General features: G+C 62.2%; 14 protein-coding genes and 1 pseudogene. 10 read left to right on the forward strand and 5 right to left on the reverse strand.

All coding sequences use genetic code 11. From position 1 onward, the window contains the following. Positions 1–105: pseudogene (locus PQU92_RS14660) on the forward strand (IS5/IS1182 family transposase); the annotation flags it as partial. Between the two features lie 89 nt (positions 106–194). Here the strand turns inward: PQU92_RS14660 and PQU92_RS14665 are convergent. Then, a complete protein-coding gene (locus PQU92_RS14665; protein WP_272748997.1) occupies positions 195–3107 on the reverse strand; it encodes a TonB-dependent receptor plug domain-containing protein in 2913 nt (970 codons plus the stop codon). A 328-nt stretch (positions 3108–3435) separates the two neighbouring features. Further along, positions 3436–4494: a 4-hydroxyphenylpyruvate dioxygenase gene (gene hppD / locus PQU92_RS14670; protein ID WP_272748998.1), complete on the reverse strand. Its 1059-nt coding sequence runs from the start codon at positions 4492–4494 to the stop codon at positions 3436–3438. 240 nt (positions 4495–4734) lie between these two features. Between hppD and PQU92_RS14675 the strand changes: the two genes are divergently transcribed. Genes PQU92_RS14675 through PQU92_RS14690 form a run of 4 tightly spaced genes read left to right on the forward strand, consistent with a single transcriptional unit; the run spans position 4735 to position 11226 of the window. Then, on the forward strand, positions 4735–8493 hold the full coding sequence (locus PQU92_RS14675; protein WP_272748999.1) for a LamG-like jellyroll fold domain-containing protein: 3759 nt from the start codon (positions 4735–4737) through the stop codon (positions 8491–8493). 40 nt (positions 8494–8533) lie between these two features. Continuing rightward, positions 8534–8866: a hypothetical protein gene (locus tag PQU92_RS14680; protein WP_272749000.1), complete on the forward strand. Its 333-nt coding sequence runs from the start codon at positions 8534–8536 to the stop codon at positions 8864–8866. Between the two features lie 52 nt (positions 8867–8918). Then, a complete protein-coding gene (locus PQU92_RS14685; RefSeq protein WP_272749001.1) occupies positions 8919–10550 on the forward strand; it encodes a multicopper oxidase family protein in 1632 nt (543 codons plus the stop codon). Next, positions 10537–11226 (forward strand): copper resistance protein B, encoded by a 690-nt coding sequence (locus PQU92_RS14690; RefSeq protein ID WP_272749002.1) that lies wholly within the window; start codon positions 10537–10539, stop codon positions 11224–11226. The genes PQU92_RS14685 and PQU92_RS14690 overlap by 14 nt, the downstream gene beginning before the upstream one ends. On the opposite strand, the gene PQU92_RS14695 is transcribed toward PQU92_RS14690, so the two are convergent. Next, positions 11223–12476 (reverse strand): D-amino acid dehydrogenase, encoded by a 1254-nt coding sequence (locus PQU92_RS14695; protein ID WP_272749003.1) that lies wholly within the window; start codon positions 12474–12476, stop codon positions 11223–11225. The two genes, PQU92_RS14690 and PQU92_RS14695, sit on opposite strands and share 4 nt — an antisense overlap. Before the next feature lie 3 nt (positions 12477–12479). After that, positions 12480–13628 (reverse strand): alanine racemase, encoded by a 1149-nt coding sequence (gene alr / locus PQU92_RS14700; RefSeq protein ID WP_272749004.1) that lies wholly within the window; start codon positions 13626–13628, stop codon positions 12480–12482. Between the two features lie 339 nt (positions 13629–13967). On the opposite strand from alr, the gene PQU92_RS14705 reads away from it, so the two are divergent. Together PQU92_RS14705 and PQU92_RS14710 are read left to right on the forward strand one after the other, a co-directional pair. Further along, on the forward strand, positions 13968–16613 hold the full coding sequence (locus PQU92_RS14705) for a glycosyl hydrolase (protein ID WP_272749005.1): 2646 nt from the start codon (positions 13968–13970) through the stop codon (positions 16611–16613). Further along, positions 16610–18010 (forward strand): glycoside hydrolase family 28 protein, encoded by a 1401-nt coding sequence (locus PQU92_RS14710; RefSeq protein ID WP_272749006.1) that lies wholly within the window; start codon positions 16610–16612, stop codon positions 18008–18010. Before PQU92_RS14705 ends, PQU92_RS14710 begins: the two co-directional genes overlap by 4 nt. A gap of 2 nt (positions 18011–18012) precedes the next feature. Here PQU92_RS14710 and PQU92_RS14715 read toward each other — a convergent pair whose 3' ends face one another. Beyond that, complete coding sequence (locus PQU92_RS14715) at positions 18013–19338, reverse strand: amidohydrolase (protein ID WP_272749007.1); 1326 nt, start codon at positions 19336–19338, stop codon at positions 18013–18015. Positions 19339–19469: 131 nt separating this feature from the next. Between PQU92_RS14715 and PQU92_RS14720 the strand changes: the two genes are divergently transcribed. The 3 genes from PQU92_RS14720 (at position 19470) to PQU92_RS14730 (ending at position 24140) form a co-directional block, all read left to right on the forward strand. Further along, positions 19470–19949: an RNA polymerase sigma factor gene (locus PQU92_RS14720; protein ID WP_272749008.1), complete on the forward strand. Its 480-nt coding sequence runs from the start codon at positions 19470–19472 to the stop codon at positions 19947–19949. Next, positions 19946–20902, forward strand: a complete 957-nt coding sequence (locus PQU92_RS14725) for a FecR family protein (RefSeq protein WP_272749009.1) — start codon at positions 19946–19948, stop codon at positions 20900–20902. The genes PQU92_RS14720 and PQU92_RS14725 overlap by 4 nt, the downstream gene beginning before the upstream one ends. Before the next feature lie 193 nt (positions 20903–21095). Then, positions 21096–24140 (forward strand): TonB-dependent receptor, encoded by a 3045-nt coding sequence (locus tag PQU92_RS14730; protein ID WP_272749010.1) that lies wholly within the window; start codon positions 21096–21098, stop codon positions 24138–24140. The last annotated feature ends 219 nt before the right edge of the window (positions 24141–24359 follow it).

A 24359-nucleotide genomic window follows, 5' to 3' on the forward strand; every position in this document is an offset into this window, starting at 1 on the left:
CGATTAAAGGACTGGAGACGCATCGCCACCCGATACGACAAACTCGCAGCCAATTTTGCTGCCGCCATCGCTATTGCTATCGCAATTACTTGGTGGACTGATTGAGTCTCGAACCTAGATCAGATTGGCCTGGATCGGATCGGTTGCCCCCGCCGCTCTGAGGTGCGGCAGGGGCATACCTGTCCGGTCGATACCTACCACTTCCGCTCGATCGAGAGGGTGAAGGTCCGGCCCAGCAGGTCGTACTGGCTGGTCAGGGCGGCGTTTCCGTAGCGTGCCGCGCCGTAGTTGGAGATTTCCGGCGGGGTTTCGTCGGCCAGATTACGTACCGATGCGATCAGGTTCCACTTGTCGAAGGCCTTGCGCACCGAAAGGGTGTGGTTGGCGTAGAACTCGGTGTTCATGTCGTAGCAGTACGTCTGATTGGCGACACCCAGAAGGGTGCCGGTGTAGCAGTTCGTCTTGTAATAGTCGAAGTCCGACGTCTCGCCGACGAAGGTGCCGTTATAGGTGAAGGTATAGCTGCCGCGACGCAGCGATGCCGTCAGGTTACCGACATATTCCGGATAGCCGACATAGCCCAGATAGTTGGTGGGCGTCGAGGCGTTCTTCAGCTGGTAGGTCCACTTGCGCACGAAGGAGTGCTGGCTGGAGATCGACAGGTTGCCGAAGCTGAACTTGCGGTTATAGGCCAGCGTCAGGTCGAAGCCGCGCATGAACTGTTCGGCGACGTTGACATAGGCGTTCTGGATCGTGCGGATGCTGCCGAAGGTCGACGAGGTGCTGACCAGATCGCGCGTGAACAGCGAGCAGTAGGGCGACGACATGTTGGCCGAGTTCATGCACTCGTACACGATGTTGTACGAGCCGTAGGTGGTGATCTGGTTGTTGATCTTCGTCTCGAAGAAGTCGATCGCCACGCTGGCATTGGTGAATTTCGGCGTCCAGATCAGGCCGACCGTGCGGTTATCGGAGGTTTCGGGCTGAAGGCCTGCTGCCTTGCCACCGCCGGTATAGACCGTGGCCGAAGACCCGAGACCGGCATAGGTGCTGGCGAGGCCCAGCGCCTTACAGTTGGTCTTCACCGTCTCCGAGATCGTCGTCGAGGTGCCGTAATTGATGCACGGATCGACCGACAGCTGGGTTGAATAGCCGACCTGATTGCCGAGATACTGCTCATACAGGGACGGGGCGCGGAACGAGGTGCCTTCGGAGCCGCGCAGGCGGAAGGTGTCGGTCACGGCCCAGTTCAGGCTGGCCTTGTAGGTCGTGTTCGAACCGTAGGAGTCGTAGTCGCTGTAACGGCTGGACACGGCCAGGTCGAGGGTCTTGGCGAACGGCAGGTCCTTGAGGATCGGCACGCCGAATTCGGCATAGACTTCGTTGATCGAGTCGCGACCGACCGTCTGACCGGCAGTCGTCAGGCCCCAGTAGTTGGCGTTCTGGGCGTTGATGCCGGGCGTGTCGTTGATATATTCCTTGCGCAGCATGAAACCGAAGCTGGCCCCCACCGGACCGGCGGGCAGTTCGAACAGGTCGCCGGACATGCTGGCTTCGATATAGGACTGGCGATAGGTCGTCTGACCCTTTTCGTAGCCGAACAGGAAGGCGGTTTCGGCCTCCGAGAAGACGCCGCTTTCCACGGTCGATTGACGATAGTACTGAACGCCGCCGGTCGGGCACGATGTCGCCGTGGTCAGCAGCGCCGTGTTACAGACGCTGGCCCCGACAGTGGCGTTGACGCGGTCGTTATAGATGAAGTCGTAGCCATAGGTGGCGTTGTTATGCGACACCTGAGCGGCGACGTCGTAGGTCCAGCCCTTGAGGAAGCCCAGTTCCGGCAGGTCGCCGCGAATACCGACAAGGGCGCGGGTATAGTGAACGTCCTGATCGACATTGTAGGGGATCAGGATGATCGGGTAGCTGGTGGCCTTCAGGATGTTGTTCGGGTTCGACGCGCTGACGGTCGGGTAGAACTGGCGCCAGCTTTCCTGACGCGAGGTGCGGCGGTTGTACATGAAGTCGCCATAGACTTCGGTGCCGTTGTCGAAGCTGTAGCCGCCGGTGAAATTGACCGACCGGCGGGTCACCGGCGAGATCACCGTCTTCGACAGGTAGCGGTCCTGCATATAGGGCGCGACCGCGCGCGAGGTGCGCGATTCTTCGGCGGTCGAACCGGTGTAGATGACGCGCTTCAGGCCGTTGGAGGCGCTGGGGTCGAACACGTAGTAGCTGCCGGTATAGAGCACACTGGCGATCAGGCCGTAGCACTTGTAGTTGCCGGTGGCGGGATCGACGACGTCGGCGCGCGTGCCGTCCATATAGGTGATGCGCTGTTCCGGGCAGGCCAGATAATCGCGGTCGCCCTGACGCAAGGCTTCCTGCTTGTAATAGTCGAGGCTGAACAGGCCGTGGAAATTGCCTTCGTTGATCGACTGGCTCAGGCTGGCATTATAGGTCTCGCCGCCGCCATGCTGGGGCAGGGAGGTGAAGGCCTTGAGGCTGCCGCCGGTGGACTTCTTCTTGGTGATGACATTGACCACGCCGGCGATGGCGTCCGAACCGTAGATGGCCGAGGCGCCGTCCTTCAGGATTTCGTAGCGCTCGACGATCGAGGACGGGATGGTGTTGAGGTCGACGGGGCCGACCTGACCGCGCGTACCGGCCGGGCCGACGCGGTGACCGTTGATCAGGATCAGGGTGCGGTTGGCGCCCAAACCGCGTAGCGACAGGGTGTTGACGCCCGGACCGCCGGTGACGTTGTAACCGGTATAGCCGTTGTCGATCTGCGAGGCCGACGCGGCGATGGTCGAGCTTTGCAGGATACGCGTCGTATCGACCACGCCTTCCAGTTCGGCCTTCTCGGTCGAGATGATCTGGACGGGCGAGGTGGCGTTGAATTCCGTGCGGCGCAGACGCGTGCCGGTGACGACGACTTCCTCGATCTTCTCGTCCTTACAGGCGGCCTTATCGGCGGTTTCGCTAGTGCAGGTGTCCTTTTCGGCAGTGGTTTGCGCGTGGACGGATGCAGCGGAAAGCAGGGAGACCATCACGGCGGTCGAGCTTATGGCCGCCGCCATAAGCACACTTCGGGGAGATTTTTTCATTTACTGTACGATCCTGAGTCTTGCGACAACTCGGCACTACGGCAGTGCAGACCGTATCATGTGAAAATATATGGCGATCTTAGTCAATAAATCGCCATTAAACCGTCACGCAATCGAAACTATCTATTGTAAAAACAGCATAGTTTATTTCTAATAACATTATTCTTATTCGAGTACGATGCTTATCTGCCAAATTTGTATGCTGATTTTGGCGCTATGATTTCAGAACGTCGATATGGTTTCAATTGCGACATAATGGGAGGTGCGCCCCGGGGAATCGGCGGGGAAAAGCCACCGATTCCCATGATATGGTTGCGATTGTGCGGTATCAGGAGGCCTTGACGACGCCGCGACGGATCTGATCCAGTTCGATCGACTCGAACAGGGCCTGGAAATTGCCGTTGCCGAAGCCTTCATTGCCCTTGCGCTGGATAATCTCGAAAAAGATCGGGCCAAACACCGGCTCGGTAAAAATCTGCAGCAGCAGGCCTTCTTCGCCGACCTTGCCATCGATCAGGATGCGGTTCCGGCGCAGCCGTTCAAGGTCTTCGCCGTGGCCGGGGACGCGTCTGTCGACCAACTCGTAATAGGTCTCCGGCGTGTCCTGTAACAGGACGCCGCGCGCCCGCAGCTTCTCGACCGTATCGTAGATATTGTCGGTCGTCAGCGCGATGTGCTGTATGCCTTCGCCATTGTATTCGCGCAGGAATTCCTCGATCTGGCTATGGTCGTCCTGGGATTCGTTGAGCGGAATGCGGATGGCGCGGTCCGGCGCGATCATGGCCTGCGAAAACAGGCCCGTCGCCTGTCCCTTGATGTCGAAATATTTCTGCTCCTCAAAGCCGAAGATGCGGTTGTAGAATTCGGCCCAGGTACGCATCTGGCCGCGATGGACGTTGTGGGTCAGGTGATCAAGCAGAGTCAGGCCGACGCTGTGGGCGGCTTCGGTCGCGCCCTCGATCGGGGTCCAGTCGTCATAGAGGTTGTCATCGTCGCCTACCAGATAGAGATAGGCACCGCCGATGCCGTTGAGCACGTAGCTGTCCTTCTCCAGAGCCCCTTGCGCGGGATCGGCGGCGGTGGCACCGCGGCGTAACGCGCCTTCAAACGCCGTCTTCGGATCGGCGACGTGAAACGCCATGCCGTTCGCCGACGGGCCGTGTACGGCACGAAAATCCGCCGCCTGACCGCGAGGCTCGGCATTGAGCAGGAAGGTGATGCCGCCCTGCACGTAGCGGGTAATGGCCTTGGTCGGATGATGCGCGGCAGCGGTAAAGCCAAGCCTGACGAGGTGCGCGGCCATGGCCTCGATATCCGGGCCGGTAAATTCGACGAACGCGAAACCGTTCAGTCCAAGCGGGTTGGCGGGTGGTGTCTGGGTAAGCATCGGAACCTCCACAATAGGGAAGCATAGTATCAAATGCAACCTTTGCAAAAAGACACTTTTTTGTGTGCCGTCCGTCGCCGGGTCCGGGGCGTTTATGCGCGCTCATAAGGTGGCCTGCATAGTTTTTGCGCGCGGCGAAGTGGCGAGGGACGGTTTTCGGTCGCCGCAGCGTGAAACGAGGGCTATACAGCCATGACAAATCGGGCCGCCGTCAGAGCGGCCATCAAGGGGAGCCGCCGAATGAAACCATATGCCTGCCTGATCGCCGCCCTGCTGGCGTCGCCCGCAGTGGCTGGAGACGGGTTGTTGTTCTCACTTTCGGGGGACAAGGGACTGGTCGCCGAACAGGCAGCGGGACAGGCAGAGCCGCTTTTCTCTGTCGGCGCGCAGACGATCCCGAACGGCGCCAGGGGCCCGGGACTGGGTCTCAATGATACCCTGACTCTGGTCTGGCCCGCCGCCAACAATATCTATGCCCAGCGCGGCACCCTGTCGTTCTTTTTCCGTCCGCGCGAGCCTCTGGGGGAAGCACCGTTCCCGGTGTTTCGCGTCGGCGCGGCGGACGGCACCAGCTGGGACATGGCATGGTTGCGCATCGACTGGAACGGGCACGGTTTCGACGCCTTTGTGACCGACACCAATCTCAGCCGCTCGCGCGTCTCGTTTAAAATGGACCGTATTCCGGCCAAGGAAGAATGGGTACATGTGGCCTTCGCGTGGGACGAGACGACCGGCGTCAAGCTGTGGATCAACGGTAAGCCTGCCGCACAGAAGGACGGGGCGGCGCTTTATGACTCGGGCCTCTACGCCTTCGGGCCGTTTCAGCGCATCGTCGCGCCCTATCAGGTCCATTCGATGTACAATTTCCGTCGCTCGGGCGATATCGACGAAATCCGCATCTATGACCGGCGACTGGATGATGCGGGTGTCGCGGCGCTGGCGGCGAACGGGACGCCCGCCGTACCGGTTTTGCCGGATAACCGCACCGCATGGCTGAAGCGCTACGGCTGGGAGACGACCGCGCCCGCCTATCTGAGCGATCCTGTCACCCGCATCCGCAAGGTCGAATTCATCGACACGCGCGACCTGAAGGCGAAGATGTTCAAGGGCGCTGACGGTATCCGCGAAACGACGTGGCCGGGGGTCTATAACCGGTCGCGCCTCGAAGGGCGGCACGATTATTTCGAACTGCCCGACTGGAACGTCTATTCCGAAGGCGGCAAGGCCTATGACCTGACGTTGCCCGACGAGCCGTGGAACCGGATCGAGCTGACCGGTGCCGCCTACGGCAGTTTAAATCTCGACGGCAAGCTTTTGTTTAAGCGCACAAAAGGAGTCGAACGAACCTCGACCGTCGTGGCTGATCACACGGGCGGCAAGTTGCGCTTCGAGAACACGGCGCAGGAAACGCCGATTCAGGAAATCGCCGCTTATAATGTCAGTAAGGGCGAGGTGCCTGCGGGTTACGCGACCTTAAGCTACACGGTCGATACGTCCGCCGATGCCGGGCTTTATCCGGCGCTGGACGAGGTGCGCGGCTTTATCGGCGGTCGCTTTGTACCGGAAGAACGTGCGGTGGCCGTCGTCCTGCCCAAGGGCGCGCCGCGTAAAGCTGTGAAACCGGGCGCGAAAGGTGCGCCGGTCGTGCACCTGCTGATTCCCGGCGATTTCCGCGATACGCGACCGGGCGAGGGGCCGACGCGCTTTTCCTATGGCTGGGAGAATATGGACGCGGGGCTGGACGGGATCGCCCTCGACCTGCCGGCGATGAAGGTTGAGCCGACACACAACGGTCTGCTGCCGCTGAATATTCGTGTGCGCGACCCGAACTGGCCAGAGCGCGATCTGATCGATATTAACGTCGCGGTGAAACCCAATGAGGCGCGGACCCTGTGGCTCGATACGCGCGACCGCATCCTGCCGCCGACGGCGAGTTTCATCATCACCATCGCCGCCGCCGGGGGCGGCTTCGACGCGCAGGCGCTCAACGGCGCGCAGGTGCGACTGGTCTTCAAACCCGCGTCAGAGGCGAAAGCCGAACATGTCGCCGACCGCATGGAGCAGGCGCGCGACAATTTCGCCTTCTTCGTCGAGGAACAGCCCAATATCCGCGCCTATCCGCTGTGGACGCGGTTCGAGCGCGATATCACCGACGTCCTGCGCGTCGATCCGGGCAATGCTCTGGCGCGCGCCTACTGGGTCGAGAAGAACCCGGAACAGCCCTATGCGCCGGTCGTCCTGCCGCCGCGCGATCCTGACGTGCCGGTATGGGCCGCGCGGCAGATTGAAGATCTGAAACTATACAAGCGCTTCGTCGACTGGTGGATCGACGAGCGTCAGGTGGACAACGGCGAATTCGGCGGCGGCCTGTCCGACGATACCGATCTGGTCAATGCCTGGGTGCCGCTGGCTTTGATGGGTGTCGATCCGCAGCGCTATATCACGTCGCAGCGGAAGGTGCTCAATGCGACCTACGCCAACAGTATGTGGAGTGGGGGCCTGAGCCGTATTGCGACCGACGAACTGCATTCCTATGAGGAAGGCATCAATACGGTAGCCCAATCGATGCAGATGGATTGGGGCAATCCCACCGCCATCGAGCGCGGCATGGCCGTGGCGCGCGAATTTCCGCGCCTATTCGAGGTCAATCCCGCCGGACACCGCCACGAGGTCAGCGCCTATTTCAGCGGCACGAAAATTTACCGCGAAGGGACGCTGGGCTGGCAAAGGCAGTTCGGTCTGCTGATCACCCATCCGGGCCTGCTGCTGGTCGATTACAACGGTAATCCGACGACAAAGGCCCTGCTGCTGGAGGTCGCCGACGGCTGGCTGGCGCATGGAAAGCAGGATGCCAAAGGCAACTGGTCCTTCCCGTCGGATATCGAATGGGCGACGGACAAGGGCGCGGGCAACGGCGTACAAAGCGCGATCAGCCTGTTCTGGGCGGCCTATATCTGGACCGGGGATGCGAAATATCTGCGGCCCATCGAAGGCGATATCCAGCGCGGCAACCTCAGCAACCTGTCGCAGATCAATGCCGACGTCATGGCCCGCGCCCCCGGTGGGACGGCTCTGGCGCAGAAGATCGTCGCGGGCGAGGTCGGCGGCAAGGGCGGGGCCATCGACCGCAATCTGGGCGGCATCGGTGACACGGAGTTCGCGGCCTTCGTCCGCTGGCAGCAAACGGGTGACAAATCGCTGATCAGCGACCTTTATGGGCGCGAAATCGAGGCCAATATCCAGCGCATGCCGATCCTGACCGAAGGCCATCTGTGGTCCGATCGCGTCAGCGTGGCTAACGAGTTGCTGCAACGGACGCGACTGGGCGGCGTCGGTCATCGTCGCAACGTCTATTATCCCGGTAATCTGGTGCGCTGGGCGTTCACTGGCGGCAAGGCGGAGGATGTGGCGCTTTTGGTCCGCAACGGCGCCCCGAAGGCCTTCCGCGTCATCGGTTATAATCTGCTGAAAACGGGTGAGGTGACGGGCGTGCTGACGGCGGATCAGATGGCGTCGGGGACGTGGCGCGTGACGGGCGGCATCGATGCCGATGGCGACGATCTGCCCGATGCCGTTACATTCGATCAAACGGTCGAAATGGAACGCGGGTCGCCCCTGCCGCTGCTGTTCCCGTCGCGCCGGACCATGGTCTATCAGTTCACGCTCGTGACGCCCGGTGAAGACCCGTCGAACCGGCCCGATATCGGTCTGTCGAAAGACGATCTCACGCTCAATGGGCGCAAATTGACGGTCCGCGTCCATTCGCTGGGGGCGAAACCGACGCCGGCCGGCACGGTTATTGTCGAAACAACCCCCGGCAAGGTTCTGGCGCGCGCGGCGTTTACCACACTGGCGGCACCGCTCGACCTGCTGCCAAAGACGAAGGATGTGGCTTTGACCCTGCCGCAGGGGGCCAAGGCGGTGCGGGTGCGGCTCGAACTGGACGGCACACCGAAGGAAATTTCGACCGGCAACAATGTCGTTGAGTGGAAACCCTGATCCCTGTAGGGTAGGGCACGGTACAGGAGCGACAGGATTTATGCTCAGGCGGTGTCTGGCTTTGTGGGGGGTGTTGATCTTCGTCCTGGCGACGACGACAGCGCCCGCCTATGCGCAGGTGCGTCGTGATGCCCCCGTCGCCATGCCCTGTCATGAAATGGCGGCGTCTCATAAGCCCGCCAAAGCCCCCGCACACGATTGCGACACAGCCTGTCACTGCCCCGTCAGTCAGGGGGCCGTAGCCGATCTGTCCGCGCCCCGGATCGCTACGCCGGTCCATTATACGCCCGTGGTCCTGCGACCTGAAAATGCCGCCGATCGGCCCTCGCATGACGGCGAAGGTCTTATGCGGCCACCCCGCCTGAACGTCTGACACCCGAATTGCGTCCGCACGGACGCCTGTGTTGGCATTCAGGAATATAGATATGAAATTAGCTATTTTGGCCGGTTTTCTCATGTGGTGCATGGGGATAACGGTCGCTTTGGCGCAACCCGCGCCGGTTCGAGACTATCATCTTACCATTGCCCGTCAGATCGTGGCGATCGGCGGTAAGCCGGTCAGTAAAATCACGGTCAACGGCACCATTCCCGGTCCCGTCCTGCGCTTCAAAGAAGGCGACGAGGCGGTGATCCACGTCACCAACGCCATGAAAAGCGAAGCGACCTCGATCCACTGGCACGGACTTTTGCTGCCCGGTTTGATGGACGGCGCTCCGGGATTCAACGGCTTCAAAGGCATCGCGCCGGGTGAAACCTTCACCTATCGCTTTAAGATTCGCCAGTCCGGCACCTATTGGTACCATGCTCATACACTGGGTCAGGAGGCCGATGGGCTCTATGCGGGGGTCGTCATCGATCCCGTGCAAACTGATACAATCAATGTTGATCGGGACTATGTCGTGCTGCTGTCCGACTATCATCAGGACAGCGCCGAGCGCATCCTGGGCAACCTGAAGAAATCGTCGGAATATTACCAGTATAACCGCCGCACGGTTGGTGATCTGATCAACGATGCCCGCGTTCAGGGTCTCGGTAAGGCGCTCAAATCGGCGAAGGAGTGGGGCAAGATGCGAATGCTGCCGACCGACCTGTCGGACGTGACGGGGTATCGGTTCCTCGTCAACGGTATGGATCAGAGCTGGACCGGCCTGTTCACACCCGGTGAGCGGGTGCGGCTGCGTTTTATCAATGCCTCGGCCATGACCATGTACGATGTGCGCATCCCCGGTTTGAAGATGACCGTGGTCTCTGCCGATGGTCAGCCCGTGCAGCCCATCGAGGTCGATGAGTTCCGCTTCGGTAACGCCGAAACCTACGATGTGATCGTCACGCCGCCTGATGACAAGGCCTACACCATCGCGGCGGAATCGCTGGACCGCACGGGCTTTGCCCTAGGCACGCTGGCCCCACGGGCGGGTATGACCGGCGAAAAACCGACGCCGCGGCCGCGGGCGATTCTCAGCATGGGCGACATGAATATGGAACTCATGATGCACGACGATCCCTATATGGATATGAGTGCTATGGACCTGACCAGCGGTTGGACGAAGACCGGTGCGCCGGAAGGGGCCAAGGTGCTGGCCTATGGCGATCTCAAAAGCCTGACGCCGCAAACCGATCTGCGCGACCCGACGCGTGAGATCGCGGTGCGGCTGGGCGGCAATATGGAACGCTATATCTGGACGATAAACGGCAAGACCTTTGACCCGAAACACGGATTCACGCTGGGCTGGAACGAACGGGTGCGTCTGACCTATGTCAACGAAACCATGATGGCGCATCCGGTCCATCTGCACGGCATGTTCACGCAGTTGGAAAACGGTCAGGCCGCCGCCGACCGGCCTAACAAGCACACCGTCATCGTCCCGCCGGGGCAGAGCGTCTCGGTCCTGCTGACGGCCAATGAGGCGGGTGACTGGCCGTTTCATTGTCACCTGTTGTTCCATATGGCGTCGGGCATGATGACGACGGTGACGGTGGCCGCGCCCGATGTGGCGTTCACACCGCCAACTCAGGAAAAGGTCGAAAAGGCGGGAGGTCACCATGAGCATCATTAAATATGCGGTGCTTTTGGTGTTGCTGCCGGTTGTAGCTCAGGCACAGGATCCCGCGCACGATCATAGCGGCGCCGTCTATAACGCTGTGCGGCTGGAGACCGGATATACGTGGCACGACGGTAAGGATGTCGCGCAGTGGGATATCGACGGCTGGGTCGGTGGCGACCGGCACAAGCTGTGGCTCAAGGGCGAAGGCGAGGGCAAAAACGGCGACCTGTCGCTGCTCTACAGCCGCAATATCGCGACCTTCTGGGATGCACAGATCGGCGTGCGGCAGGACATCGGCGACAGCGATCACACCTATCTCAGAGCCGGGGTCAGCGGTCTGGCACCCTACTTCTTCGAGACGGAGATGCACGTCTTCGTCCGCGACGACGGCGCGGTGAGCGCACGGTTGCGGCAGTCGAACGACTGGTTGCTGACCAATCGCCTGATTGCCGAACCGTCGCTGGCGGTCGATTACAACGCCCGCGAAGACCGGGCTCTGGGCCTTGGCACCGGGCTGACCGAAGCCGAGGTAGCGCTTCAGGTGAGATATGAGATCAGCCGTCGCTTCGCGCCCTATGTCGCGTTGAGCCACACGCAAAAACTCGGTTCGACGCGGGATATGGCGCAGATGAGCGATAAACCAACTCAGGAGACGGTTGCAAGTATCGGTATCCGTTGGTTATTCTAACCATATCGACTCAAGGCGAGGTCGTCGGTCCTGATCTCCGGCTTAAGGCCGGAGATCAGGTCGGCCAGCACGCGGCCCGAGCCGCACGACATGGTCCAGCCCAGCGTCCCGTGGCCGGTATTGAGCCACAGATTGTCGTAGCGCGTCTTGCCGATCACGGGTGTGCCGTCGGGGGTCATCGGGCGCAGGCCGGACCAGAATTTCGCTTCGGATTGATTACCCGCGCCTTCGAACAGGTCTTCGACGACATAGGTCAGCATGTCTTTACGCTTCTGCGGCAAAGCTTTTGAAAAACCGGCGATTTCGGCCATGCCGCCGACGCGGATACGTCCGCCCAGCCGCGTAATGGCGACCTTGTGCGCCTCGTCCATGACTGTGGAGACGGGCGCGCGGGACTCGTTGGCGATCGGGACGGTGATCGAATAGCCCTTGACCGGATAGACCGGCACCGACAGGCCGAGCGGCCTGACCATCTGCGGCGTATAGCTGCCCAGCGCGGCGACGAAAACATCGGCTTCGATCTCGCCCGCCGAGGTGGCGACGGCGACGACGCGATTGCCGTCGGTGCGGATACCGTCGATGGTCGTGTCGAACAGGTATCTGACGCCCAAGGCCTCGGCCTTTTTCGCCAATCCTTGCGTGAACAGGAAGCAGTCGCCGGTTTCGTCATTGGGCAAGCGCAGCCCGCCCATCAGCTTGTCGCGCGCACCGCTCAGACCGGGTTCGGCTTTGACGCATCCCGCGACGTCGAGCACCTCGAACGGCACGCCGCCCGCTTCGAGGACTTTCAGATCTTTTTGAATGCCGTCGATCTGTTTCTGAGTACGGAAAACTTCCAGCGTGCCCTGAGTCCGATGATCGTACTGAATACCGGTCTCTTCGCGCAGGGCCTTGAGGCAGTCGCGGCTATATTCGGCAACGCGCACCATGCGCGCCTTATTGATCGCATAGCGTTCCGCCGTGCAGTTACGCAGCATGGCCGCCAGCCACTTCACCGTCGCGGCGTCGAACAGCGGATTGAGGATCAGCGGCGCACGTTTCATGAACAGCCACTTCACGGCCTTTTGCGGGATACCCGGCGCGGCCCAGGGCGATGAATAGCCGGGCGAGATTTCCCCGGCATTGGCGAAGCTGGTCTCCAGCGCCGGGGCGCTTTGACGGTCGATGACAGTGACCTCGTGGCCGGCTTTCGCCAGATACCAGGCCGAGGTGATGCCGATGACCCCGGCCCCGAGGATGACGATCTTCATGCCTTAAGCCTCCACATAATGCCGGTAATAGCGTGACCCTAACGCCGTCAGGATTTCGTAGGAAATCGTCCCGGCGTCGGCTGCCAGGTCGTCGATCGACTGGTTCGGGCCGATAAGCTCGACGAAATCGCCGGGGTTCAGTGCGCCTTGGGGCAAGGCGCTGATGTCGATGATGATCGAATCCATCGACACGCGGCCGATAAAGGGCAAACGGACGCCCTGCCACCACACCCCGGCGTGGTGACTAAGCGCGCGCGGCAGGCCGTCGGCATAGCCCGCCAACAGGGTCGCCAACCGCAAAGGTTGATCGGCAACGACCGTGCCGCCATAGCCGATGCGTGTACCCGCCAGAACCTCGCGCGTCTGGATGACGGCGACCTCAAGCGTCACGACGGGCCGCATGGGATTGCCGTCGGTGGACGGCGCGCCGCCATAAAGCGCGATGCCCGGACGGACCAGGGCTTTGTGATAGCTCTGCCCCAGAAACGCGCCGCCGGAATTGGCAAAACTGACGGGCAGGTGCGGGAACAGGGCCGACATCTCGGTCATGATCCTGAACTGGTCGGCATTGGCGGGGTGCTGAGGCTCATCGGCGCAGGCCAGATGACTCATCAGGTGGGTGAGGTCGATCCCCTCCAGTCGCTGCGGTTCAGCGGCCAGTGTCCGTAGCTGATCAGGCTGCATCCCCAGTCGCGACATGCCAGTATCGACCTGCGCAACCGCCTTGAGCGTGCGACCTGTCTGTTGCGCCGTGGCGGACCAGCGCGCGACTTGCTCAGGGCTGTTCAGGACCGGTATCAGATCATGGGTCACAGCCAGCGCCTCGGCACCGGGCAGCAATCCGTTTAGCACATAGAGGCGGGCGTCGGACGGCAGGTTAGGCCGCAGGGCGACGGCTTCGGTCGTCAGGGCGACAAAGAAGTCCCGGCATCCGGCGTCATACAGCGTCCCGGCGACGCGCTCTGCCCCCAGCCCGTAGGCATCGGCCTTGACCACCGCGGCGACGCGGGCGCCCTCGGCCACCTGCCGCAATCGGTCGTAGTTCCACACCAGAGCCCCGAGATCGATGGTCAGAAGGCCCGCACGGCCTTCGCTCAGCGCCAGACGGGTGGCCGTATCTGAGACTGTTTCCAACGGGTGGTGTTCGCGCACGACCGGCTCCTTTCGCAGATAAAAACCATAACGCAGTCCACGACGGAGATCGTATTAAATCGTCGGAGATAATTGTGTCGCATACCCTGAATAGGCAAAGTCCTGAGACGGTTTGCAAGGATCGTGCGCCAAGGCGAAGGCGCCCTAAGGATCGTCGGACGATTTGCCGTTGCGTCAAAAGATTTATATGATAATTGTCGCAATAGTTGAACCGCCTCTGAAATGATTTCAGTGTTTTTATGACACCGGTATCACGGCGAGAATGGTGTGACGGATGACGCCCTTGGCGGCGTATAAAGCGGCGACAGATCGCGACATAAAAAACGAAGAGGAAACACAATGCCGGTTACTTTGCGTCGCCCCCAATTTGCCTTCAGGGTCGCTACGACATTCGTCGCCGCCACGGCGATGCTCCAGACGGTCTTTTGTTCGGGGCCTGTCGCGGCGCAAAGCCTGCGCGACGGTTTCGATCATCCCCCAGCCGAGGCGCGGCCCATGGTGCGCTGGTGGTGGTTCGGCCCGAAGGTGTCGGACGCCGAGATCGTGCGCGAAATCAAGGCGATGAAGCAGGGCGGCTTTGGCGGGTTTGAACTGGCTGCACTCTATCCGCTCGAACTGGACGGTAATCAGCCCTATCTGTCCGACGCACATCTGGCGGCGCTGAAACTGGCCAATGACGCAGGCCGCGCCGAGGGACTGCGCGTCGATGTGACGCTGGGGTCGGGCTGGCCGTTCGGCGGGCCACACATCAGCGCGGACCTCGCCGCCGCTCGCGTGACGCTGGTCAAGCTGCCGCTGGAGGCGAAGGCCGTTTCGGTCGATCTGCCTGTGTTGAAAGCCGGGGAACGTGTGCTGGCCACCTTTGTCGGTACCTCAGCGGCGGACGCGGTGTTGGTCGAACCGGCAGCGGGCAAGGTCACCGTCAAGCCAGCAGCCGCCGCGCGCACCGTCTTCGTCGTGCTGCAAACCCCGACGGGGCAGCAGGTCAAGCGCGCCTCAGTCGGCTCCGAAGGCTACGTCCTCGACCATATGAGCCCCGATGCCGTGCAGACGCATCTGCACGCGGTGGGCGACCGCCTGCTGACGGCCTTTCCCGACGCCAAACCCTATGCCGTTTTCAGTGACAGCCTTGAGGCCTATGGCACCGACTGGACCGACGATCTGCTGGCTGAGTTCAAAAAACGCCGTGGCTACGACCTCAAACCGCATCTGCTCAAATGGTTCGACACCACCCCCGACAGCGCCGCCATCCGCCGCGACTGGGGCCTGACGCTGGCTGAACTGACCGAGGAACGCTATCTGACACCGGTCAACGACTGGGCGGAGCAAAACGGCACGCGGTTCCGCTCGCAAACCTATGGCCACCCGCCGGTGACGCTGTCGTCGATGCGGCGGGTCGATCTGGCCGACGGCGAAGGGGCCGATTGGCGCATCTTTTCGCGTATGCGCTGGGCCAGTTCCGCCAACCACCTGTACGGTAAACCGGTGACCAGCGCCGAAGCCTGGACGTGGCTGCATCAGGGCGCGTTTCAGGCGACCCCGCTCGACATTAAGGCCGAGGCGGACACTTTGATGCTGCAAGGCGTCAACCACTTCATCGCCCACGGCTGGCCCTATTCGCCGCCGGAAGCGCCTGAGCCCGGCTGGGCCATGTACGCGGCCGCCGTGTTCAACGACCATAATCCGTGGTGGACGGTCATGCCAGAGGTCAATCTCTACCTCCAACGCATGAGCTGGTTGCTGCAACAAGGCGAGCCCGTCGCCGATGTCGCCATCTATATCCCGCAGGACGACGCGCTGGCCGCGTCGAAACCGGGCACAGTATCGGTCGATGGCGAGGCGGGGAAATACATCACCAAGGGCCTGACGTCGCAGATCCTCGATGCCGGGTTCAGTTTCGACTATGTGGACGATCAGGCCCTGTCGGCCAAGGGTTTCCGCGCCAGGGTGCTGATCCTGCCGAAGATGACGCGCATCGACCCAGCGGCCTACGCAAAGATCGAAGCCTTTGTGAAGGCGGGCGGTAAGGTCGTCGCGGTCGATCGTTTCCCCGATAGCGGGGCAGACCTGATGGAGGCTGATGCCGATACGGCGGCGGTCAAGGCGATCAGCGCTAGGCTGTTCAAAGGCGCGGTTGCGGAGAACGCCGTGGGGGCGGCGTTGAAAACCCTGTCAGCGCGCGATGTCACGGGCCTCACGCCGGAAACGGGTTTCGTCCATCGCAAGCTGCCCGACGGTGATCTGTACTTCGTCGCCAATACCGGCAACACGCCGGTGACTCTGCCGCTGACGTTCAGCGCGGGCAAGACCGGCCAGGTATGGAACGCCGTCGACGGTACGGTGCGCGTCTGGGACGGTGCGCCGGTCACGTTGGCCCCGTATGAGTCGCGCGTGTTCGTCTTCGGCGCGGCGGCTTCGGCCAAGCTGACGCCGGTCGTTTCGGCCAAAGCGTCGTCGCGCACCCTCGATAGCGGCTGGACGCTGAGCTTCGGCGCGTCGACCAAACCGCTCGCGGCTTTCGGCTCGTGGACCGACGACCCGGCGCGGCAGCACTTTTCCGGTGTGGCGACCTACAGCCGGACCGTAAAACTGACCAAGGCCGACCTTGCGGCGGGGCTGACGCGGCTCAATTTCGGCAATGGCACGCCCGAAGTGATCCCCGATGGCCGCCGCAACGGCAGCCGGGCATGGCTGAACGCGCCGGTGCGCGACGCGGCGGAGGTTTTCGTCAACGGCCAACGTGTCGGCGCGGTGTGGACCGCACCCTACGCCATCGACCTCAAACCGTTCCTGAAAGCCGGTGACAACCGCCTCGAAATCCGCGTGGCCAATACGGCGGTCAATGCCTTGGCCGGGCGTCCGGCGGCGGACTATACGGCGCTCAAGGCCAAGTACGGCGACCGCTTCCAGCCGCAAAACATGGACAACCTCAAACCCTTGCCGTCGGGCCTCTTGCAGGCACCGGTGCTGGAGACTGCTCAATGATCTTTTCCCGCCGTTCGGTACTTTATGCCGGTTTTGCTGTGCCCCTTCTGGGGACAAGCGCCTGTGCCGGTATTCCGCTCGCAAAACGCAAAACGGTGAGCGCATCTGCGCCCTTCGACATGCCGTCGATCACCGTGCCGGACTTCACCTCGTCCCGACGTTTCCTGATCACCGATTTCGGGGCGCGGCAGGACGATCAGGCCGCGACCGCCGCCGCCATTGCGAAAGCCATCGACGCGGCCCATGCCGCAGGGCAGGGCGTTGTTGTCATCCCTGATGGCACGTGGCCGACGGGCAAGGTTCACCTGAAAAGCAACGTCAATCTGCACCTCTCGAAAGGCGCGACCCTGCTGTTTTCGGAAAAGCCCGAGGATTATCTGCCGCCGGTCCAGACCTCGTGGGAAGGCATCGAATGTTTCAACTATTCGCCGCTGGTCTATGCCTTCGAGTGCGAGAACGTGGCGATCAGCGGCGAAGGCAAGCTGAAAGCCAAGCTCGACGTGTGGAAGCTGTGGTACGCGCGCCCCAAGCCGCACATGGATGCGTTGGTGGCGCTCTACAATATGGCCTACAAGAATGTGCCGGTCAGCGAACGCCAAATGGTCGCCGGGGAAAACCACCTGCGCCCGCATTTCGTGCAGTTCAACCGTTGCAAAAACGTACTTCTGGAAGATTTCTCGCTCGAAGACAGCCCGTTCTGGTGCATCCATCCGCTGCTGTGCCGCGACGTGGTCATCCGCCGCGTCAAGGTCCGCGCCCACGGCCACAATAATGACGGCGTCGATCCGGAAATGAGCCAAAACGTGCTGATCGAGGACTGCGTCTTCGATCAGGGCGACGACGCTATCTCGGTCAAATCGGGCCGCGACATGGACGCGTGGCGGCTCAATACGCCGACGAAGAATGTCGTCATGCGTAATTGCAAAATCAAGAATGGGCATCAGCTTATGGCGGTCGGCAGCGAACTGTCGGGTGGTATCGAGAATATCTTCGTCGACAACTGCCACTTCATCGGCGATGGCAAGGGCGCGGACGGTCACGCCGTGCCGATCATGAACCTGCTCTACGTGAAAACCAACGAGCGCCGCGGCGGTTATGTGAAGAACATCCACATGTCGAACGTCAGCGCCACCTCGATCAAAGGCAGCGTGCTGGCGGTGGAAACCGACGTCCTCTATCAGTGGAAAAATCTGATGCCGACCTATGTGCGCAAGCTGACACCGATCGAGGGCCTGCACGTGTCGAACATCGCGGTGCAGGAGGCCAAGAGCATCGCCTACCTCAAGGCTGAAAAAGAACAGCCGGTGAGGGACGTTACGCTGAAAAACGTCAAGGTCGCCAAGGTCACCGGCACGCCGATCACGACCGAAAACGTGCAGGGCTTCGTGAATCCTTAGGATCAGGCCTTCCAGCCGAGCAGGAACAGCGCGGCTTCGGCATGGGCGCGCACACCGGTTTCCATCGCCGGTTCAAAGATGTCGAAATAGGGCGAATGGTTGGGCGCGATCTCTTCCGGTGTCTTGTTTGGCGGCGCGGTGCCGAGAAAGGCGAAAACCCCCGGCACCTTCTTCTGGAACTGTGAGAAGTCCTCAGCCCCGGTGATCGCCGTGGTGTTCGGCTCGATCCGGTCGGCGCCGCCCGCCGCGCGCGCCAGAACCGGTATGAGGTCGGCGGACAGTTTGGGGTCGTTATAGGTCAGGGGCGCCGACAGGGTGAATTCGACCTCGGCCTTCGCGCCATAGGCCTGAGCCAGTGCCTCGACGGTCTTTGTGACGCGGGCATGGATATCGGCGCGTCGGGCTTCGGAGAAGGTGCGCAGGGTCCCGCCCAGTTTGAAATCCTCAGGGATGATATTGAAGCGCACACCGCCCTGCATGGTGGTGATCGACAGGACGGTCGGTTCGGCCGTCACGTCGATCTGGCGCGCGGCGATCTGATTGACGGCGCCGACGATGTCCGAGGCCAGCGCCGTGATGTCGACGCCGTTCCACGGCTGCGCGCCGTGGGTCTGGCGGCCGCTGAGGCGGATTTCCAGCCGGTCGGCAGCCGCCATGAAGCCCTTGGGCCGCCAGTACAGCTTACCCGCCGCCTTTGGCCAGACGTGCAAACCGAAGATCGAGGTGATGCGATAGGTTTCGATCACGCCTTCGGCGACCATCAGGTCCGCGCCGCCTTTTTCGCCCGGCGGCGGGCCTTCTTCGGCAGGCTGGAAGATGAAAACGATGCTGCCGGCTATATCCGCTTTGAGGGCCGTCAGGACCTCGGCGGCCCCCAGCAGCATGGCGACGTGGGCGTCGTGGCCGCAGGCATGGGTGATCGGCACCGTCTTGCCGTCATAGTCGCCCGTCGCTTTCGAGGCGAAGGGCAGGCCGGTTTTTTCCAGCACCGGCAGGGCGTCCATATCGGCGCGCAGGGCGACTGCCGGGCCGGGACGATCGCCTTTCAGAACGCCGACCACGCCGGTCAGGGCGATCTTCTCGTGAACCTCAAGGCCCAGCCGACGCAGTTCGGCGGCCACCAGCGCGGCGGTACGCACCTCGCGATTGCCCAGTTCGGGATGTTCGTGGATGTCGCGTCGCCAGGCCACGACCTTGGGCTGGTTCTTCGCCGCCAGTGCCGCGATCCGCGCCGTCAGGGGAGCCGCCTGCACCGCGCGCGGCAACCCTGAAAGGCCAAGCAGGCCTGCGCCCGTCAGGCCGGTTATGACGCGCCGCCGTTCCATCATGGCCTTCGCTCCGTGAGATGAGTGTCGTTATCTCAGGGCGGATGTGCTCCGTAGTCAATATTTTATTTAGATGGTCCGTGTCGGATATGGTTTGCCCTTTCGTCTGAAGGAGCAGGTGGTAAAGGAAGGTAATGGCCGGACTACCGCAAATGCTGGACAAGGCCCGGCGCGCCATCCTCAGGAAGGGCGTGGCGGTTCAGGATGCCGACGACCTCGTGCAGGAAGCCTTTCTGCGCGTGGAGGCGTTCGAGCGCACTCAGACGGTCAAATCGCCCGAGGCCCTGCTGATCCGCACCGCCGTCAATCTGTCGTTCGATATGGCGCGGCGGCGCAAGGTGGCGCCCTTTGTCGATATGGGCGATGACGCCGGAACGGCACGCGACCATACGCCCCTGCCGGACGAGATATTGCGCGGGCAGGAACGCTTGCAGCGGGCGGCGCAGGGGCTGGAGCGGTTGCCGGAAAAAACGCGGCGTATCTTGCTCAGCCGCCGCCTTGACGGCAAGAGTTTCAAGGAGATTGCCGCCGCCGAAGGCATGACGGTCGCGGCCGTGGAAAAGCAGGTTGCCCGGGCAACCCTCGAATTGACGAAGTGGATGGAGGCATGGTGAGCGGGGAGGTTGAAGACGAAGACCGGTCGCGCGTCACCGCCGACGCCGCGGCCTGGCTGGCCCGGTTGCAAAACGAGGACCGTACACCCGCGGCCGAAGCGGCCTTCGAGGCGTGGCTGGCGACGACTCCGGGCGCGACGGAAGCCTTCGACCGCGTCAGCGGCGTATGGGATATCCTGCCCGACGCCGCTCCTCTGGCGCGCATTAAGGCCGCGAATGACACACGGGCTGCGCCAAAAGCTCGCCGGTTCTTTCTCCCGGCCGTCGCTGCCGCGCTGATCGCCACGATCGGACTGGGTATCTACGCGTTTCAATCCCGCGCCGTCGTCTATGAGACCCGGCCGGGGCAGCAGCGCACCCTGACCCTCTCCGACGGATCGAGGGTCATGCTCAATACCGATACCGAGGTGCAGGTGCGCTATTCGGGCGCCCGACGCCAGATAAATCTGACGCACGGCGAGGCCCTGTTCGAGGTCCGTCACGACGCGGCGCGTCCGTTTCTGGTGCGCGCGGGCGATGAACAGGTCCGCGCCCTGGGTACGGTCTTCGTCGTGCGTCGCGAACCGGAGTCCGTCGCCGTCACCCTGCTGAAAGGCAAGGTCGAGGTCGCCCCCCTGTCTAAAGACCCGGACGCCGCCGTCATCCTGTCGCCCGGTGAACGGGCCACGGTTCGCGACACGGCCCGTCCGGTGCTGGACCGCCCTGCTGTGGCGACCGTCACCGCCTGGCGGCGGGGGGAGATCATTTTCTCGGACACGAGTCTGGCCGAGGCCGTCGGTGAGATCAATCGCTACAGTACCACCCGCATCGTGCTGAGCGACCGGCGCATGGCGGCACTGCGCGTGTCCGGCGTCTTTCAGGCACAGGATACAGCGGAATTCGCTGCGACCGTGGCGCAACTGAACGGCCTCAGGGTGCGTCGCGAGGGCGACACGCTGCGCTTGACTTACTAAAACTATTTCATGCGTGAAAATTGTCGGCTTCGATTTGCCAAGTCATCTGTTATACAGACGCCACAACAAAGCCAGTTAAACCGGGCCGGGGATGAAAACCACACTCTTTCTATGCGCCGTCGGCGTTATAGGACCTGCCGTTGTGGCGGGAACGGAGGCGCATGCCCAAGTTTTGGCCCAGGTTTCGGCATCTGTGGATTATAATCTGCCCGCTCAGCCCCTGGCCGATGCCCTGACCGGGGTTGGCTCCCGGGCAGGCGTCAATATCGTCTTCGCGCCGGAGTCGGTGGCCAACCGGAAATCCGCCGTGCTCAGGGGGCGCTTCACGGTGGCCGAGGCCCTCGACAGGCTTCTCGGCGGCACGGGACTGACCTACAGCCGGACCCCCGGCGGGTCCTACATCGTGCGCGCCGCTGCCGAGCCGCGTGCAAAGCCCGCGCCCCCCTCGGCACTTCCGCGCTTGCCGCTCGACCCGCCGCGTCGCCTGCAGGATGTTCCGGTGGTCGTCGTCAGGGGGTATCGTCAGGGCCTGATCGAGGCGCTGAAACAAAAGCGACAGTTCAACGGCCTGATGGACAGCATCGTCGCCAAAGACGTCAGTAAGCTGCCCGACAATAATCTGGCCGAGGCGCTGCAACGCGTGGCGGGTGTGGCCGTGGCGCGCGATCAGGGCGAGGGGCGCAGCATCACCGTGCGCGGTCTGGGGCCGGATTTTACCCGGGTGACGATCAATGGCATGGAGGCGCAGGCGGTGACCGAAGGGATCGGCACGGGCGCCAACAAGAGCCGGGGCTCAGACCTTAACGTCTTTCCGTCCGAACTGTTCAGCCGGATCGATATCCGCAAGACCTCCAGCGCCGATCAACCCGAAGGGTCGCTGGGGGCGACGGTGGATCTGGTGACGCCGAGGCCCTTCGACCGCAAGGGGCCGGTCCATGCCTTTGCGGTGCAGGGCAGCTATAACGACCTCAGCCACCGGTCGGGTCAGCGTGCCACCGGCCTGATCAGCAATACCTTCGACGGCGACCGGCTGGGCCTGCTGGTCTCGGTGACCTATGCCGAAACGCCACTGGAACTTCAGGGGGTGCATTCCGGCGGCTGGAATCAGGGCACCGCCAACGGCGGGTTTTGCAAGCCGACGGCGGGGACCGGCGGTCTGTGCGATGTGCCCGCCGCCGATCTGGCGTCGTCTGTGGCGGCCTATGACCGGCTCAATCGCGCGGCGACCTATCATCCGCAATTTTACCGCTACACCAACTCCATCGGCACTGTCGAGCGCATCGGCCTGACCGGCAGCCTGCAATGGCAGCCGTCGCCGCGTACCCTTTTGACGGCGGACCTGCTGCTGGCCCGGCACAAGACGCAGCGCACCGACTATTATCTGGAGGCCATCGGCTTCAGTCGTGGCGCAGCGCAGGGCGGCAAGCCGGAAATCGTGCCGCGCCGGATCGAACTCGACGCCGATCAGGCGGTCATCTATGGTGTGTTCGACAATGTCGATGTGCGCTCCGAAGTCACCATCGACGATTTCCAGACCGATTTCAGTCAGACCTCGCTGCGCCTGCGGCATCAGCTGAGCTCCCGGCTGGGGCTGGATATAGCCGTCGGCGCGTCGCGCTCGAAGCTCGATAATTTCAAGGAACTGACGGTTCAGATCGACCGCTTCAACGTCGATGGTTACAGCTTCGATATCCGCGACAGCGGCCAGACGCGGCCGGTGATCGACTATGGATTCGATGTCACCGATCCGTCGAACTGGTACTTCGGGCCGCTGGTGACGCAGGCGGGCGGCACCGGCGCGGCAGGGCCTGAAATTCGTCTGCGGCCCAACTATGTGCGCAACGACCACGACATAGCAAAGATTATAGCCACCTACGATCCGGGGGGGCTGTGGCGGCTGGAAACAGGGCTGGAACTGAAACGCTACGCGTATAGGTCGATGGGGTCGCGCTATGTCGCGGGGGAGGCCAATTTCCCGGCGCCCGCGAACGGTCTGACCGGCCTGACAACGCTGTTCTGCGGCATGGGCACGATCGATCCACCGGGGGGAACGCCGCGCTGCTGGCAGGTGCCGGATATTGACGCCTTCGTAAAGGCCTACGACCTGCTGTCCAATAGCGGTCGCACAGCCTTGTCCACGACGCCGCCCTCGGCGCGCGGTCTCAATCAGTCGGTGATCGAAAACGATGCCGCCCTCTATGCCCGCCTGCATTTCCGGACGGCGTGGCACGGCGTGCCCCTGCGCGGCGATCTGGGCGTGCGGCAGATACGCACCCATCAGGCCTCGCGCTTCTATAGCAACGTCCCCGCCGAAACCGATCCCAGCCGCTTCGTCCTGACGCGGGTCGAGCGCGTCTATAATGACTTTTTGCCGTCGTTCAATCTGACGGCGGAACTGCGCCCCGATACGCTGTTGCGGTTCAGCGCCGCGAAGATCATGACGCGGCCGCCGCTGTCGACCATCGCGGCGGCGACGACGGTGTCGGTCAATGGCGGTCGGCGGCAGGTGACAACCGGCAATCCGCTGATCGAGCCGATCCGCGCCACCAGCCTCGACCTGGCCTGGGAGTGGTATCCGTCGCGGGACACGGCGGCGTCGGTGTCGTTGTTCTACAAGGACATCTCGACCTATATCCAGACCCTGACCTATGTGGCCCCGTACCGGGTGACAGGTCTGCCGGAGGAACTGCTGCAGTATAGTGGCGTGTCGCCCGACGACGATTTCCACATCATCAGCGTCGTCAATACGCCCGGCGGGCCGCTGCAAGGCGCCGAGATCAACTACCAGACGCGATTCACGGCCTTGCCGGGGCTTCTGTCGGGTCTGGGTATGAAACTCAGCTATACCTACGTGATCAGTCGCATCAATTACGACCTCAGCCCGGTGTCGGACGTCCGTCTGCGGACCGATCTGATCAATATTTCCCGCAACGCCTATAACGGCACGGTCTATTACGCCAAAGGCCCGGTGCAGTTGCGCCTGTCGGCCAGCTACCGCGACCGCTTTCTGATCAACGTGCCGGGCTCGTGGAACACCGATGCCAGCGGTACGGAGCCCGCCACCTACTGGGATGCGTCGGCCAGCTACCGCCTGCGCCCCGGCCTGACGCTCTCGGTCGAGGGGCTCAACCTGACGCACGAAGGCGTCGAGACCTGGGACCGGACCAGCGCGCATCTGCTCAGCGGCACCAATTTCTCCGGACGGCAGTTTTTCATTGGACTGCGGTATCGCAACTAAAACATTGTTCTTTTGTCGGTTTTGGCTATTCGGCGCGTCTGAACTCATGTGAGGCAAGCGTAAACCAGCTGGAGGGCGGTTTGCGTCGGAATGTCATGCGTATTTATAAGATTATTGAATTAATTGAATAAATACCTGGATTTGATCTTGTGTTTCAAAAAAGTTAGCGCTACCATTTGGTATGGCCGCTCTACGCAACGTCGTATTCGGCCCGTAGAA

This window comes from Asticcacaulis aquaticus, assembly GCF_028550415.1.
Classification (GTDB): Bacteria; Pseudomonadota; Alphaproteobacteria; order Caulobacterales; family Caulobacteraceae; genus Asticcacaulis; species Asticcacaulis aquaticus.

Bases quoted from the DNA above. Each gene is read 5' to 3' on its own strand.
- PQU92_RS14685 (WP_272749001.1), top strand. From the start codon at position 8,919: ATGAAATTAGCTATTTTGGCCGGTTTTCTCATGTGGTGCATGGGGATA.
- PQU92_RS14665 (WP_272748997.1), bottom strand. From the start codon at position 3,107: ATGAAAAAATCTCCCCGAAGTGTGCTTATGGCGGCGGCCATAAGCTCG.
- PQU92_RS14680 (WP_272749000.1), top strand. From the start codon at position 8,534: ATGCTCAGGCGGTGTCTGGCTTTGTGGGGGGTGTTGATCTTCGTCCTG.
- PQU92_RS14675 (WP_272748999.1), top strand. From the start codon at position 4,735: ATGAAACCATATGCCTGCCTGATCGCCGCCCTGCTGGCGTCGCCCGCA.
- PQU92_RS14705 (WP_272749005.1), top strand. From the start codon at position 13,968: ATGCCGGTTACTTTGCGTCGCCCCCAATTTGCCTTCAGGGTCGCTACG.
- PQU92_RS14715 (WP_272749007.1), bottom strand. From the start codon at position 19,338: ATGATGGAACGGCGGCGCGTCATAACCGGCCTGACGGGCGCAGGCCTG.
- hppD (WP_272748998.1), bottom strand. From the start codon at position 4,494: ATGCTTACCCAGACACCACCCGCCAACCCGCTTGGACTGAACGGTTTC.
- PQU92_RS14720 (WP_272749008.1), top strand. From the start codon at position 19,470: ATGGCCGGACTACCGCAAATGCTGGACAAGGCCCGGCGCGCCATCCTC.
- PQU92_RS14690 (WP_272749002.1), top strand. From the start codon at position 10,537: ATGAGCATCATTAAATATGCGGTGCTTTTGGTGTTGCTGCCGGTTGTA.
- PQU92_RS14710 (WP_272749006.1), top strand. From the start codon at position 16,610: ATGATCTTTTCCCGCCGTTCGGTACTTTATGCCGGTTTTGCTGTGCCC.
- PQU92_RS14695 (WP_272749003.1), bottom strand. From the start codon at position 12,476: ATGAAGATCGTCATCCTCGGGGCCGGGGTCATCGGCATCACCTCGGCC.